Annotated in this window: 13 protein-coding genes; all 13 read right to left on the bottom strand. The window is 30.1% G+C overall.

The window, feature by feature from the left end:
• Positions 1 to 76 precede the first annotated feature (76 nt).
• Positions 77 to 1,702 (bottom strand): chaperonin GroEL, encoded by a 1,626-nt coding sequence (groL, locus tag psyc5s11_RS02075; RefSeq protein ID WP_224036010.1) that lies wholly within the window; start codon positions 1,700 to 1,702, stop codon positions 77 to 79.
• 77 nt (positions 1,703 to 1,779) lie between these two features.
• Complete coding sequence (groES, locus tag psyc5s11_RS02070) at positions 1,780 to 2,064, bottom strand: co-chaperone GroES (RefSeq protein WP_224036009.1); 285 nt, start codon at positions 2,062 to 2,064, stop codon at positions 1,780 to 1,782.
• Between the two features lie 348 nt (positions 2,065 to 2,412).
• On the bottom strand, positions 2,413 to 3,900 hold the full coding sequence (locus tag psyc5s11_RS02065) for a 4Fe-4S dicluster domain-containing protein (RefSeq protein WP_224036008.1): 1,488 nt from the start codon (positions 3,898 to 3,900) through the stop codon (positions 2,413 to 2,415).
• Between the two features lie 162 nt (positions 3,901 to 4,062).
• Positions 4,063 to 4,995, bottom strand: coding sequence for a DNA-3-methyladenine glycosylase family protein (locus psyc5s11_RS02060; protein WP_224036007.1), 933 nt, complete (start codon positions 4,993 to 4,995; stop codon positions 4,063 to 4,065).
• Between the two features lie 104 nt (positions 4,996 to 5,099).
• Positions 5,100 to 5,504 (bottom strand): C-GCAxxG-C-C family (seleno)protein, encoded by a 405-nt coding sequence (locus psyc5s11_RS02055; protein WP_224036006.1) that lies wholly within the window; start codon positions 5,502 to 5,504, stop codon positions 5,100 to 5,102.
• Positions 5,505 to 5,635: 131 nt separating this feature from the next.
• The gene (locus psyc5s11_RS02050; protein ID WP_224036005.1) at positions 5,636 to 6,484 is read right to left on the bottom strand and encodes a 3-hydroxybutyryl-CoA dehydrogenase; all 849 of its coding nucleotides are present in this window, start codon (positions 6,482 to 6,484) and stop codon (positions 5,636 to 5,638) included.
• Between the two features lie 394 nt (positions 6,485 to 6,878).
• Positions 6,879 to 7,886 carry an electron transfer flavoprotein subunit alpha/FixB family protein gene (locus psyc5s11_RS02045; protein WP_224036004.1) on the bottom strand — a complete coding sequence of 336 codons (1,008 nt, stop codon included), beginning with the start codon at positions 7,884 to 7,886 and terminating at the stop codon, positions 6,879 to 6,881.
• Positions 7,887 to 7,908: 22 nt separating this feature from the next.
• Positions 7,909 to 8,688, bottom strand: a complete 780-nt coding sequence (locus psyc5s11_RS02040) for an electron transfer flavoprotein subunit beta/FixA family protein (protein WP_224036003.1) — start codon at positions 8,686 to 8,688, stop codon at positions 7,909 to 7,911.
• Between the two features lie 13 nt (positions 8,689 to 8,701).
• Positions 8,702 to 9,841, bottom strand: a complete 1,140-nt coding sequence (locus psyc5s11_RS02035; RefSeq protein ID WP_224036002.1) for an acyl-CoA dehydrogenase — start codon at positions 9,839 to 9,841, stop codon at positions 8,702 to 8,704.
• 102 nt (positions 9,842 to 9,943) lie between these two features.
• Positions 9,944 to 10,729, bottom strand: coding sequence for a short-chain-enoyl-CoA hydratase (locus psyc5s11_RS02030; protein ID WP_224036001.1), 786 nt, complete (start codon positions 10,727 to 10,729; stop codon positions 9,944 to 9,946).
• A gap of 347 nt (positions 10,730 to 11,076) precedes the next feature.
• Entirely contained in the window at positions 11,077 to 11,712 is a 636-nt protein-coding gene (locus psyc5s11_RS02025; RefSeq protein ID WP_224036000.1) for a redox-sensing transcriptional repressor Rex, read from the bottom strand.
• Between the two features lie 297 nt (positions 11,713 to 12,009).
• Positions 12,010 to 12,591, bottom strand: a complete 582-nt coding sequence (locus tag psyc5s11_RS02020) for a zinc dependent phospholipase C family protein (RefSeq protein WP_224038113.1) — start codon at positions 12,589 to 12,591, stop codon at positions 12,010 to 12,012.
• Positions 12,592 to 13,205: 614 nt separating this feature from the next.
• A complete protein-coding gene (locus tag psyc5s11_RS02015) occupies positions 13,206 to 13,775 on the bottom strand; it encodes a bacteriohemerythrin (RefSeq protein ID WP_224035999.1) in 570 nt (189 codons plus the stop codon).

Genomic DNA, 13,775 nt, shown 5'->3' with positions numbered 1-13,775 from the left:
ATAGAATAAGGGTAAGCACTTATAGTAAATGCTTACCCTTTTAATTATTAGAATATTTCTTTATTTATAAATTATCTTAGTACATTCCATCCATTCCCATGCCTGCCCCACCTGGCATTGCTTGTTCTTTTGATGGAATATCAACTACTGCAACTTCTGTTGTTAAAAATGTTGAGGCTACTGATGCTGCATTTTGAAGTGCTGATCTAGTGACCTTAGTTGGATCTACTATTCCGCCCTTTAACATGTTTATATATGTTCCATGTAATGCATCATATCCTATTCCTGGTTCGCTACTTTTAACTTTTTCGATTATTACTGATGCTTCAACTCCTGCATTAGTTGCTATTTGTCTTACTGGTTCTTCTAATGCTTTAACTATTATATTTATACCAACTTGTGTATCAGGAACATCTGAAGTTAACTTAGCAACTTCATTCATTACATTGATATAAGCAGTTCCACCACCAGCTACTATTCCTTCTTCAACAGCAGCTTTTGTTGCAGCTAAAGCATCTTCAATTCTAAGTTTCTTTTCTTTAAGTTCAGTTTCAGTTGCTGCACCAACTTTGATTACTGCAACTCCACCAGCTAATTTAGCTAATCTTTCTTGTAACTTTTCTGTATCAAATTCTGAAGTTGTTTCTTCAATTTGAGCTTTTATTTGGTTAATTCTTTCTTTTATAGAAGTAGAATCACCTTTACCATTAACTATAACTGTATTTTCTTTACTTACTTTAATACTATCAGCTGTACCTAACATATCAACAGTAACTTCTTTTAAATCTCTTCCTAATTCTTCAGCTATAACAGTTCCACCAGTTAATATAGCTATATCTTGTAACATTTCTTTTCTTCTATCGCCAAACCCTGGAGCCTTTACAGCTACACACGTAAATGTTCCTCTTAGTTTATTAACTACGAGTGTTGCCATTGCTTCACCTTCGATGTCTTCAGCAATAATTAATAATTTCTTGCCTGCTTGAACTATTTGCTCAAGTATAGGTAAAATTTCTTGAATACTTGTAATCTTCTTGTCTGTTATTAATATATATGGATTATCTAAATTAGCTTCCATTTTTTCAGTATCTGTAGCCATATAAGGCGATACATATCCTCTATCAAATTGCATTCCTTCAACTACATCTAATTCTGTTCCCATTGATTTAGATTCTTCTATAGTAATAACACCTTCATTTCCAACCTTCTCCATAGCATCTGCTATCAACTTACCAACTTCTTCATCAGAAGCTGAAATTGCTGCAACTCTAGCTATATCTTCTTTACCTTCTACTTGCTTAGAAATCTTTTGAATTTCTTCTACAGCTTTATCTACAGCCATTTTAATACCTGTTCTAATTAAGATCGGATTAGCTCCAGCTGTAACATTCTTTAATCCTTCTCTAATTATAGCTTGTGCTAGTAGTGTTGCAGTTGTAGTTCCATCTCCAGCCACATCATTAGTTTTTGTTGCAACTTCTTTAACTAATTGAGCTCCCATATTTTCAAATGGATCCTCTAACTCTATCTCTCTTGCAATTGAAACTCCATCATTTGTTATTAATGGTGAACCAAATTTTTTATCTAATACAACATTTCTACCTTTAGGTCCTAAAGTAATCTTAACTGTATCTGCTAATTTATCTACACCTATTTGCATAGATCTTCTTGCATCTTCTCCGAATTTTAACATCTTAGCCATTTATATAACACGCTCCTTATAATAATTTATTTTATTTTCTGATTATCTTTGAATTTTCAACTTAAATTTCAAATTATTTATTCAACTATCGCTAGTATGTCTTCTTGTTTTAATATCGTATATTCTTCTGTATCTACTTTTACTTCTGTACCAGCATACTTAGAGTATAAAACCTTATCTCCAACCTTAACTTCCATATCTACTCTTTTCCCATCTACAATAGCTCCAGGGCCTACTGCTACAACTTCTGCTTCTTGTGGTCTTTCCTTTGCAGTACCAGTTAAGACTATCCCGCTTTTTGTCTTTTCCTCTGCCTCTAATTTTTTAATTACTACTCTTTCACCAAGTGGTTTAATGTTCATGAAAAACCCTCCTTATAATATATACCTTATTTTTATTTTTTTGTTAGCACTCGTCAATGTTGAGTGCTAATATAATTATAATATCCCTTATAGTCATATAATTCAAACATTACTTCTAATATTATATCCCTTTTTTCAGCGAATATTACTCATTATGTTAAATTATATCGCATTTGCTTAAATTTTCTCCATTTTATCGTGATTATAAATATTTTTTAATTAAAAACTCCAATCAAGTAAATCATACTGATTGGAGTTTTACTTCTTTAGTTATATAAAAAGACAACAACCCGTCAAAGAGGCAAAATAAACTAGCATCTTGACTTGTTATTTTTTAAGTCCTAAATATTATCTTTCTAAGTTTATATCATGATATTCTTCTATTGTTTTATTAGATAATACACTCTTAATTGTTCCTTGTTGATTTATTTTTGTAAATGGTGCTTTAGCTTTCATTACTGATACAATCTTAGCAGCTCCATTTATACAACCACCTTCACACATCATACCTTCAATAAAATTTCCATCTAATTTACCAACCTTAGCCATAGTCATAGTCTTCTTGATCTCTGCTCCACCCGAAATTTTAACTGGCTTAAAGTCTACATCAACACCTTTTTCTTGTACGTAGTTTTCTATAGCAGCAGTTAATCCTCCACCTAAAGCAAAATTTCTACCAAAGATTGAAGCCTCATCAACTACTATATCTTCACATGTTGTAGGATCTATTTCAAACGCATCAAATAAGGCTATTAATTCTTCAAAAGTTAATACATAATCAACTGAATCTTTTATAGAATCTATTAACACTTCATTTTTCTTAGCAGTACAAGGTCCTATGAATACTACTTTAGCATCCTTATCTTTAGCTTTTATATATCTACCTGTAGCTACCATTGGCGAAACAGTTCCTGAAATTCTTTCAGCTTGATCTGGCATGATTTTTTCAATATAACTTAAGAATCCTGGGCAACATGAATTAGTCATATAGCTATCGCCCTTTTCCATTCTCTCTACAAATTCATTACTTTCATGTACAGTAACAGCATCTGCTCCGCATGCTGCTTCTAACATATCTGTAAATCCTAATGCTTTAATTGCATTCTTAACTTGTCCATAAGTTGTCTTTGGTCCAAATTCTCCAGTTATCGCTGGTGCTACTACAGCATAGATATTGCCGTTTTGTGTTAATCTATTAACAACCTTGACGATTGAACTTTTATCTTCTATAGCTCCAAATGGACACGCTGACATACAAGCACCACAATTTACACACTTATTTTCTTGAATTTCAGCACTGAAATCTTCTACGTTATAGCTTAATGCCCCTGTTGGACATGATTTCTTACAAGGTCTCATATCTTCTGCAATAGCATTGTAAGGGCATGCCTTATTACACATTCCGCATTCCTTACATTTATCAAGATCAATATAAGCTCTTCCATCAACATATGTAATCGCTCCAAAATTACATGAACTTTCACACTTATGAGCTATACAATTTCTACACGCATCAGTAACTTGAAATTTCTTTGTTGGACATCTATCACATGCTGTTTTTATAACATATAATATTTGCTTTTCTTCATCTATATCCACTAGTTCTTGTGCATTCTTACCACTTGGCATACAACCGGCCGCAAGTTTTGCTCTTTCTAAAACTACATCTCTTTCGTGTTCAACAGTATCTCTATAATTTGCAATTTCTCCTGTAATCATATCATAAGGAATTTTCTCTATTTCTTCTTTGCTGATTTTATTTTCCTTTGCTAATACTGCAACTCTAGTAAGAACCTCATGTTTTAGTTTTAAAAGTTGATTATCAAATTGAAACATTATGCACACTCTCCCATGAATAATTTTATATTATTTTTTAGCATGAGATAATTATAACATATTATTGTTAAAAATATAACAAGTATTATGTAGTTTAAATTTTCTGAATTTTCCAATTTTTATTTTAATTTGTATCTACTTAGTTTTAATATTTTTCAATCTTTACTCTTCAATTTTTATTTTATTTTCCCGTGCATAATAAAAAAGATATTGTTGTGCAAATCCAGCTACTTCACCGAATTTACTTCTTGCAAAAATTCTGATTTTATTTAAAGATGAATCCTCTGCTCCATAAAAATGAATCATAGCTCGTTTAACCCATACATCTACTGGAAATGCTGAAGTCTTTTCCATAGAAAATAACATTATGCAATCAGCAACCTTAGCTCCAACACCCTTAAATTCTTGTAGCGCATTATGACATTCATCATCATTTAAACTTTTTATATAATCTAAATCGTATTTCATAGATGAATTTTCTTCATCTATATTTGAATTCCCTTTTTCCATTTTAGAACTATATGCATTTTTAATTGTATCAATTAAGTATTTACTTCTAAATGAAGCTCCTGTTTCTTGTATTTCTTCTAGGGTAGCATCTTTTATGTCAGATATACATGGAAAAGTATAATAAGTCTTATCTTTATATTCAATTTTTTTGCCCCATTTAATTGATATTTTGTTTACAGTTTTTTTTATTGATGGAATATTATTTCTTGCAGAAATAATAAAACTTAGTAACATTTCAAATGAGTCTTGATTTAAAACTCTTATGCCATATCCAAACTCAATACTTTGTCTAAGCAAAGTATCTTTTGATAATTCATCTTTTATTTTTGAATAATCTCTATCTAAATCAAAATATTTTAACCAGATTTTTTTCACTTCTTCTTCTGTTGAATTATATATTAAGATATTATTGTCCTGTTCCTTAAGTTCTATTACCTTTCCAAAAGCAATAATAATATAATTACTTTCTGCAATTTCCTCAAATCTAAAGATTTGTCCACACTCAAATATATGTTTCAACTTAAAATTCTTAACTTCTTCTATTATTACATAGTCATCACAAGACTTTACTGTTTTATAATCCATTCTATCCTCAAACCTCCTAAATATGTTTATCATACTTTTCAATTGATAATGTACAATTGAACATTAATCCTGAAATTACTCTGCATTCTTCTAAATATATATATCTATTTATGCTTCTCTTTAAGAATAATATCTTCTAAAATTTCAGCACTAATTTCTATCATTAGTGTACACCTTTTTACATTTATATATTCTTTCTTTAAATCAATGCATTTAATATATCCTAGCTTTTCCTTAAATCTTTCAATAAATTCTCTTGTCATTTCTTTAACTATAGGACTTTTATGTCCACTTACTTCAGTAAACATTATCCCAATTACTCCAATAGATCCAGTTACTACGCCACAAACATCACCAGTTGCCATTCCGCCACCAAAACCAGCCATAACTTTTAGTGTTCGCTCCGATAAATTCAAATTATATTCTTCATTTGCTGCATACATTATACATTCTGCACAATTTAAGTCATATTCTTCATTCCAATATTTTTCAGCTGTTTCTTTTAACATTTATATACCATCCTTGCCTAAAAATTATTCTCCTTTAATATATTATATCATTTAGATTATAATCATCAATGAAAAAGACTCCAGAATTATTATTCTGAAGCCTTTTTCTCTATACTATTAATTCTACTTTACTATTTAGAATAATCGTAGAATCCTTTTCCTGATTTTCTTCCAAGCCATCCAGCTCTAACATATTTTCTTAATATGCTACTAGCTCTGTACTTGCTATCTCCTGTTTCACTAAATAAAACATCCATGATAGCTAAACAAACATCTAATCCTATAAGATCTCCTAATGCTAAAGGTCCCATTGGGTGATTAGCACCGTATTTCATTGCATTATCTATATCTTCAACTGAAGCAATTCCTTCTTGTAATATAAAAGATGCTTCATTAATCATTGGAATAAGAATTCTGTTAACTACGAATCCTGGAGCTTCTTTAACTTCAACAGGTTCCTTTCCTATTTCAACAGATAATGCTTTAACAGCATCAAAAGTTTCATCAGATGTAGCTATACCTTTAATTATTTCAACTAGCTTCATTACTGGAGCTGGATTAAAGAAATGCATTCCTATAACTTTATCTGGTCTCTTTGTTGCTGAAGCAACTTCAGTAATTGATAAAGATGAAGTGTTTGAAGCTAAAATTGTTTCAGCCTTACAAATTCCATCTAATTCAGCAAATATTTCTTTCTTTATTTTCATGTTTTCTATAGCAGCTTCAACTACTAAATCGCAGTCAGCAGCAAGCTTCATGTCAGTTGTTCCTGAAATTCTTGAAAGTATTTCTACTTTAACTTCTTCAGTCATTCTTCCTTTAGCAACTTGCTTTTCTAATCCTTTAGTAATTCCAGCTATTCCTCTATCAACAAATTCATCTTTTATATCTCTTACTATTACTTCGCAACCCTTTTGAGCGAATGCTTGAACAATACCAGCACCCATAGTTCCTGCTCCAAGTACAAAAATCTTTTTCATTAATTATTCCTCCTCAAAATTTTTGATTATAGATATACTTAGTTAAAATAATTTATTTTATACATAATAACTCAAAGCTATTATGTATATTTTGTATCAAACAAAAAAGTATGTTCACCTTATAGTATAAGGCTATTAGATGAACATACTGACATAGTTGAAATAATTTATTTCATCCATAATAAATACCAAGTCAAAGCTACTATATATATCTTGTGTCAAATGAGAAAGCAATATTCATTTCATAGTATAAGGCTATTAGATGGACATACTGACGTAGCATGACATAAAATAGACTAGCAGCATAATGACTTGTTAATCTTTAATATGCTTTAACTAAGAATTAATTCAAATTAATATTTTATATTTTTGAATAATAGCTTTTCTTGTCATATTATTCAGCGTTCTTTATTTCTTTAACTTGAGCTGTTAATTCTGGTACTACCTTAGCGATGTCTCCAACTATTGCATAATCTGCAAGCTTCATTATTGGAGCTGAGTCATCTTTATTAACAGCAATGATTAAATCTGATTCTTGCATACCAGCAACGTGTTGGATAGCTCCCGAAATACCACAAGCTATATAAATTTGAGGTCTAACAGTTTTACCAGTTTGACCAACTTGATATGCTCCATCAATCCATCCATTTTCAACTGCTGCTCTTGATCCAGCTACAGTTCCGTCTAAAGCTTTTGCTAATTCCTTAAGTAGTTCAAAGTTTTCTTTGCTTCCAACTCCTCTACCACCTGATACTATGAAATCTGCTTCAGCTATATCTATAATTTCTTTCTTAGATTTAACAATTTCTAAAACCTTAGTCATTATATCGCTTTCAGCTAATTTAACTTCAACCTTTTCAATTTTGCAGTTTGCTGCGTCAGTAGTAATTTTTGCAAATACTCCTGGTCTTACTGTAGCCATTTGTGGTCTATGATCTGGACAAGCAATTGTAGCCATTAAGTTTCCACCAAATGCTGGTCTTGTAGCTAAAAGAGCTCCGCCTTCAACTTCAACTTCAATTGAAGTACAGTCAGCAGTTAATCCAGTTGATAATCTAGCTGCTACTCTTGGACCTAAATCTCTTCCAATAAAAGTAGCTCCTACGAATAATATTCCTGGCTTTCTTTCGTTAGCTAAATCACAGATAACCTTAGTATAAGCGCCAGTTGTATAGTGCTCTAAATCTTTGTCATCAGCAACTAAAACTTCATCAGCACCGTGCTGCGCTAATGTCTTTGCTAATGCATCTATGTTATTTCCTAGTAATAAAGCAGTTAACTTTACTCCTAATTCATCAGCAATTCTTCTACCTTCTCCAAGTAGTTCTAAAGATACTTTTTGTAACTCGCCTTCTCTTTGTTCAGCAAAGACCCAAACGCCTTTGTAATCTTCTATATTCATATTAAATTACCCTCCTATTATCTTAGATGTAGTGTTTTTCTTTTAATTTTCCTACAACATAATATGCTGCATTTTTAGGTGATTCTCTAACTATTTCTCCGGCACCTTTAACTTCTTTAGTCATTGACTTTTTAACCTTTGTAGGTGAACCTTTAAGTCCTAATTCATTCTTATCTACATCTATATCATCTGCTGACATAACCTTGATTTGATCATCATTCGTTGCGAATATATCAGCTATATTCATGTATCTAGCTTCATTTAATTCTTCGATTGCAGTTAATAGACATGGAGTTTTAACTTCTACCACTTGATATCCATCTTCTAATGCTCTCTTTACTATTAATGTATTACCTTCAACTTTAATGTCTTGAACGTAAGTTACTTGAGGAATGTTTAAATGTTCAGCTATTTCTGGTCCAACTTGCGCTGTGTCTCCATCAATTGCTTGTCTTCCAGCAAGTACTATATCATAATCTAACTTTTTAATAACTCCTGCAAGTGACTTTGAAGTAGCTAACGTATCAGCTCCTCCCATACATCTATCTGTTAATAGGATAGCTTCATCAGCTCCCATACATAATGCTTCTCTAAGTACAGCTTTAGCCATTGGAAGTCCCATTGTTATAACTGTTACCTTAGCACCATTAGTTTCTTTTAATTGTAATGCACCTTCTAAAGCATGTTTGTCCTCTGGATTCATTATTGATGGAACTCCATCTCTTATTAACGTACCAGTTTTAGGATCAATCTTTACTGCTGCAGTATCTGGAACTTGTTTTATACAAACTACTATATTCATTATAAAATTCCTCCTATCTTAAAATGCTTCCTGCGATAACCATCTTTTGAACTTCTGAAGTTCCTTCATAGATTTCTGTTATCTTAGCATCTCTCATCATTCTTTCAACTGGGTATTCTTTAGTGTAACCATATCCACCAAAGATTTGTACTGCCTTAGTTGTAACTTCCATTGCAACATCTGCTGCAAATAATTTAGCACGAGCAGCTTCAAGTGAGTATGGCTCACCAGCTTGTTTCTTGCATGCAGCTTTGTATACTAGATACTTAGCAGCTTCAATCTTAACATCCATTTCAGCAATGTACCATTGTAATCCTTGGAATGCTGAAAGTGGTTTTCCGAATTGTTTTCTTTCTTTCATGTATGCAACTGCTTCCTCGAAAGCTCCTTCTGCAATACCTAAAGCTTGAGCAGCTATACCAATTCTTCCTCCATCAAGAGTCTTCATTGCTATACCAAATCCCTTACTTTCTCTACCAATTAAGTTTTCTTTTGGTACTATACAATCTTCCATAACTAATTCAGTAGTTGAAGATGCTCTAATACCCATCTTGTTTTCATGTTTTCCTACTGAGAATCCTTTGAATGATTTTTCTACGATAAATGCAGAAATACCTTTAGTTCCTTGGCTCTTATCTGTCATAGCAAATATTATGAAAGTTTCAGCAACTCCACCATTTGTTATAAAGATTTTTGAACCATTTAATATATAGTTATCTCCATCTAATACAGCTGTTGTTTGTTGTCCTGCAGCATCTGTACCAGCACCTGGTTCAGTTAAACCGAAAGCACCAAGTTTCTTACCTTTGCAAAGATCAGGTAAATATTGTGCTCTTTGAGCTGGAGTACCATTTTCAAAAATTACTGACGCACATAATGATGTATGAGCTGAAAGTATAACTCCTGTAGTAGCACAAACTTTTGATAATTCTTCTACAGCTATTATGTAAGAAAGAACATCTCCGCCTGCTCCACCAAATTCTTTACCGAATGGGATACCCATTACTCCTAATTTAGCCATCTTTTCAACGTTTTCCATAGGGAATCTTTCTGTTTCATCAATTTCAGCAGCTATTGGTTTAACTTCGTTTACTGCGAATTCTCTGATCATTTGTTGTACTAATTGTTGTTCTCTAGTTAATTCGAAATTCATTAAATTATCCTCCTTGTTAATTAAACCTATTTGATACCAAACTATATATAAATCTCTAATAGATTTTTAACTTAATCTTTAAATATTATTTGTTATTTAAAATTATTTATTTTGGAAATTCTTTTCTGTTCTTCTTTCTAAGAACGCAGTCATTCCTTCTGTTTGATCTTCTGTTGCAAAACATTTACCAAAATCTTCTGCTTCTATTAATATAGCTGCATCGATATCAACTTGCATTCCTCTATCAATAGCATCTTTACAATATGCCACTGCCTTTGGAGCATTAGCTGCAATCTTATTTGCCATTGCTTTTGCTTCATCCATTAAACTTTCTAATGGAACTATTTTATTTACTAAACCTATTCTGTAAGCTTCTTCAGCTTTAATAATGTCACAAGTATATATTAATTCTTTAGCTTTTCCAGGTCCTACAATTCTAGCTAATCTTTGAGTTCCACCAAATCCAGGAGTTATTCCAAGACTTGCTTCTGGTTGACCAAATTTAGCTTTTTCTGAAGCTATTCTTATGTCACATGACATAGCAAGTTCACATCCACCACCAAGAGCAAATCCTGATATAGCTGCAATAACTGGCTTATCCAATTTTTCTAATCTTCTGAAAACATTGTTTCCTAAGATTCCAAATTCTTTACCTTGTTCTTCGTTAAGATCTTTCATTTCTGCAATATCTGCTCCGGCTACAAAAGATTTTTCCCCAGCACCAGTTAATATAACTGCATATACATTGCTGTCTTTTTCTAAATCTTCTAAAACAGTATCCAAATCTTTTAATGTTTCTGAATTTAATGCATTTAGTGCCTTTGGTCTATTGATTGTAACAATAGCTAAATGTCCTTCTTTTTCAAGAATCACATTTTTTAATTCCATGTTAAGGTCCTCCTTCAAACTTGCTTATTTATTTTTTTAATTTTCTTACTATTTCTAATAATTTTTTAATCCATTTGTTAATATTATAACAAATGAATCCAAAAAAATATTTAGGTTATAAAACCCTAATTAAAATTATAATACGTACTTAATTTATTTGCAATAAAATATTATGTTTTATTTAGAAGTTTTTTAGCTATTGCATTCTTTTTGATTATTTTCATTCATGTAGAAAATCAGCAATATATTAGGCATACAAAATGAGAAAACAAGTGAAATATACATTGCATCTCTCACTTGTTATTTTCTTTCTATATGCTTAAATAATAATAATAATAATTAAATTTTTAACTATCACTTTCATTTAATAAATAAATTAAAGTTAGCAAACTTTCACTTAAATGTACATTTTCTACCTTAACAGGCTCAGGAACTACTAAGTCTACAGGTGCAAAATTCCAGATTGCTCTTATACCACCCTTTATTAATCCATCAGCAACATTTTGTGCATTTTTTCTTGGAACACATATTATTCCTATATCAATTTTATGTGAATTTAAAACAGATGCCATTTCATCTATATCCATAATTTCTACATCTCTAATTTTCATTCCTATTAATTTAGGATTTGCATCAAATATAGCTGTTATTTTAAAACCCATATTTTCAAATCTTGAATAATTTGAAACCGCTTGACCTATATTACCTGCTCCAACTAATGCCGCTTCGTATCCCCTACCTAATCCTAATATAGAGCCAATTTGGTTATAAAGTTCTTTCACATTATATCCGTATCCTTGTTGTCCAAAATCCCCAAAACAATTTAGATCTTGTCGAATCTGAGATGCCGTAAACCCTATTTTCTCACCTAATTCTTTTGATGAAATTCTATCTACTTCATGTTTCATAAGTTCCTCAAGATATCTATAATATTTAGGCAATCTTTTTATAACTGCCATAGATATATTTTTATTCTTATCCATATATATTTTCTCCTACCTCAATATTTTAATATTTAGTCTATTTTTTAACAATCTATATTTAATAATCTAAATTACATAGAATCTTCAAAACTTTATTCCATTAATAATTGTTATGCTTTATAATTTTACCACACTTATATATTATTATGTTAGTGTTAATAAAAGTATTTCATGAAAATCAAATTTATTATTCTCTTAAAACAATATAAAAATAGACTATCTTAAAAATAATTAAAAAAATACATCTAAATAATTTTTGATTATTTAGATGTATTTTTTCTTATATGTGGTAATCAATTAAATTGCTTTACTTACTTTACTATCATTTAAAAACACATTATTTAGAACCATATTTAATACACTGTCACAAACATAATATGAAAATGTTAAATCATTATGATAATCTAATATTCCGTCATATTGTTTTTGTAATTGTAATATAAACTCTTTTATATTACTTGGTTCTATATGGGTATATATTATACCTGTTGGCTTAAAATCCTTAGCTATTTTAGCTAATTTATTTTCATATAGCATATGATGTTTTACTGCACTAGTACTTTTGAATTCCCATCTATAATAATGTGGGGCACAAAAAAAATCACATAAAAAGTGACATATTACTCCAAGTTCCTCACTAAACTTTCCAACAGTCATATCATAATAAACATCTTCTAGCGTTAATGAAGATAAATGTGTAATTTTTTCAACTATCATATCTATACTTTCATCAAAATAATGTTTCTTAAATTTATATTTAGGTGTGCAGTCTGGTTTGATGTTCCCCCATACAAATCTTTTATTATTAATTAAATAAATGCTCTTTGAATTAGCATATTTTATAATATTCTCGCCCATAGCTTTGTGAGTATTAATCATCAAAGTCTAATCACATCCTCTATATTTTAATTATTTTAATAAAAAACTCTTTAGCTTTACACGTAGTAATCTTTAATATAATTAAAATTTATTTCATACTCATATAATAATACTCTAACTTAAAATTTACAACACCTTAATGATTAGTTGGGACAAATATTATCTCTAAAAATCCCAATAATTATTCAAATTGTTAACTAATTAAACTTGATTCGGAAAAATAAGTATTTTAATCTAATATATTCACCCATCAAAATAAATATTTACTTGAAACATATCTGTCTACATTCCTTTAACAATCACACCCATATATGCTATGTAAACTCCCCCCTTGATTTTTCTAAATATAAACAATCTTTTAAAATGGATATTTTAAATTTTAAATATTGATACTACATCTAAAAGTTTATCTGCACATTTTTTTGTTTTATTTGTTTGATTTACAACTTCTTCTGTTAAATTAACTACATCATTTGTTGCCTGTGAAACTTCATTTATAGATGCAATAATATCTTGTGTAGAGTGAACCTATTATGATATTTTGCTGCAAACTTGAAATTTAAATTAATAAACAAACTATTCATATATCTTAACATTTTAAAATATAGCGTTTATTATCCTCTAAACTTTGCCAGTAAAAACATACCTAAGTCCTTGTCTAAATTTATTATATGCTTTCTATAAACTTTGAAAATTTTTTCATATATATCTACAATAATCGATGCCGATAATTCTTTACTTTCCAAGATATTTCTTAATTTTTTAAGATCATTTTTAAATACTTCATGCTGATCATGTTGTAAATTGTATTTAGGATACTCATTTTGTTTTTGAATAGCTTCCTCTTCGTTAAAATGCTTAATCACATATTTTTCAAGACAATCTAGTTCTTTAATAAGTTTAATTTTACTTTTTTCTTGTTTAAGATTAAATAATAAGTTATTAATTTGGAGAAATATTTCTTTATTTTGGCTATCAATATTACTAATTCCTGTAGCTAAATTATCATCCCAATTTGAATTCATAAAAAGCAGAATAATTTCTGAAGTAATATATGATTTATTACCATAAAGTTCTATAGATTCATCATTATTTTTATTAAGGGAACTATGTTTTGCTGAATAGATGCTCCAATGCAAATTATTACTTAAAATTTGAGTATTTCGTTTTAAAAGCTCAGACAT

This window comes from Clostridium gelidum (assembly GCF_019977655.1).
Lineage (GTDB): Bacteria > Bacillota > Clostridia > Clostridiales > Clostridiaceae > Clostridium > Clostridium gelidum.
This window is presented reverse-complemented; position numbering and strand designations above follow the sequence as displayed.

Coding starts and splice junctions, on each gene's coding strand:
- psyc5s11_RS02050 (WP_224036005.1), bottom strand. CDS start 6,484: ATGAAAAAGATTTTTGTACTTGGAGCAGGAACTATGGGTGCTGGTATT.
- groES (WP_224036009.1), bottom strand. CDS start 2,064: ATGAACATTAAACCACTTGGTGAAAGAGTAGTAATTAAAAAATTAGAG.
- psyc5s11_RS02040 (WP_224036003.1), bottom strand. CDS start 8,688: ATGAATATAGTAGTTTGTATAAAACAAGTTCCAGATACTGCAGCAGTA.
- psyc5s11_RS02055 (WP_224036006.1), bottom strand. CDS start 5,504: ATGTTAAAAGAAACAGCTGAAAAATATTGGAATGAAGAATATGACTTA.
- psyc5s11_RS02060 (WP_224036007.1), bottom strand. CDS start 4,995: ATGGATTATAAAACAGTAAAGTCTTGTGATGACTATGTAATAATAGAA.
- psyc5s11_RS02025 (WP_224036000.1), bottom strand. CDS start 11,712: ATGGATAAGAATAAAAATATATCTATGGCAGTTATAAAAAGATTGCCT.
- psyc5s11_RS02030 (WP_224036001.1), bottom strand. CDS start 10,729: ATGGAATTAAAAAATGTGATTCTTGAAAAAGAAGGACATTTAGCTATT.
- groL (WP_224036010.1), bottom strand. CDS start 1,702: ATGGCTAAGATGTTAAAATTCGGAGAAGATGCAAGAAGATCTATGCAA.
- psyc5s11_RS02015 (WP_224035999.1), bottom strand. CDS start 13,775: ATGTCTGAGCTTTTAAAACGAAATACTCAAATTTTAAGTAATAATTTG.
- psyc5s11_RS02035 (WP_224036002.1), bottom strand. CDS start 9,841: ATGAATTTCGAATTAACTAGAGAACAACAATTAGTACAACAAATGATC.
- psyc5s11_RS02020 (WP_224038113.1), bottom strand. CDS start 12,591: ATGATTAATACTCACAAAGCTATGGGCGAGAATATTATAAAATATGCT.
- psyc5s11_RS02065 (WP_224036008.1), bottom strand. CDS start 3,900: ATGTTTCAATTTGATAATCAACTTTTAAAACTAAAACATGAGGTTCTT.
- psyc5s11_RS02045 (WP_224036004.1), bottom strand. CDS start 7,886: ATGAATATAGAAGATTACAAAGGCGTTTGGGTCTTTGCTGAACAAAGA.